General features: G+C 62.9%; 1 protein-coding gene. It reads right to left on the bottom strand.

Features of this window, described 5'->3' with window-relative positions:
- A partial coding sequence (locus QM600_RS29405; protein ID WP_283265303.1) for an AAA family ATPase occupies positions 1-1,190 on the bottom strand: 1,190 nt, incomplete at both ends.

The following is a 1,190-nucleotide window of genomic DNA, read 5'->3' as shown; positions in this document are numbered from 1 at the left end:
GCACCGACGAGTCGGGCCACCGAGTGCTTCTCACCGTATTCGCTCATGTCGATGCGAATCATTGCCCGCTCGTCGTCGAAGAGGAAGTCCGCCAATCCTTTGGCGAGCTCCGTCTTACCGACGCCGGTCGGGCCGAGGAACAGGAACGAACCGGTGGGCCGATTGGGGTCGGCGACACCTGCGCGTGCGCGTCGAACCGCGTCGGACACCGCTGTGACTGCATCCACCTGGCCGACTACACGCTTGGCGAGTTCGGATTCCATGCGAAGCAGCTTCTCTGTTTCGCCTTCCAACATCCGGCCGGCCGGAATACCGGTCCAGGCTGCGACGACGTCTGCGACGTCGTCGGGCCCGACCTCTTCCTTGAGCATGACATCACCGTCGGAAGCTGCGCCGGAAATCCGGGCTGCCTCTTCCAGTTCCTTCTCCAAGGCCGGGATGCGGCCGTATCGGAGTTCTGCTGCCTTGCCCAGATCGCCGTCACGCTCGGCGCGTTCGGATTCGCCTCGCAAGGTTTCGAGCTGTTCCTTGAGCCCGCGCACCGAGTCGATGGCTTGCTTCTCGTTCTGCCAGCGAGTGCTGAGCTGATTGAGTTTTTCGCGGTCGTCGGCAAGTTCCTGACGCAGCTTGTCCAGCCGCGCCTTGGATGCGTCGTCGGTTTCCTTCTCGAGTGCGACCTCTTCGATCTCGAGACGCCGAACAATGCGTTCGACCTCGTCGATCTCGACGGGGCGCGAGTCGATCTCCATGCGCAGACGCGACGCGGCCTCGTCGACGAGGTCGATGGCCTTGTCGGGAAGGAAGCGCGAGGTGATGTAGCGATCCGACAGTGAAGCCGCTGCTACCAGCGCGGAGTCCGTGATCCGGACACCGTGGTGCACCTCGTACCGTTCCTTGAGTCCACGCAGGATGCCGACGGTGTCCTCGACCGAGGGTTCACCGACCAGTACCTGCTGGAAACGACGCTCGAGTGCGGCGTCCTTCTCGATGTACTTGCGGTATTCCTCGAGTGTGGTGGCACCGACCAACCGCAGCTCACCACGGGCGAGCATCGGCTTGATCATGTTGCCGGCGTCCATGGCGGATTCACCGGTGGCACCCGCCCCGACGATGGTGTGGAGTTCGTCGATGAAGGTGATGACCTGTCCGGCACTGTTCTTGATGTCGTCGAGGACAGCCTTGAGGCGTTC

It is taken from the genome of Rhodococcus sp. IEGM 1379 (genome assembly GCF_030056815.1).
Taxonomy (GTDB): domain Bacteria; phylum Actinomycetota; class Actinomycetes; order Mycobacteriales; family Mycobacteriaceae; genus Rhodococcus_F.
The sequence above is the reverse complement of the archived record's forward strand: the minus strand, read 5'-3'. Positions and strand labels throughout refer to the sequence as shown.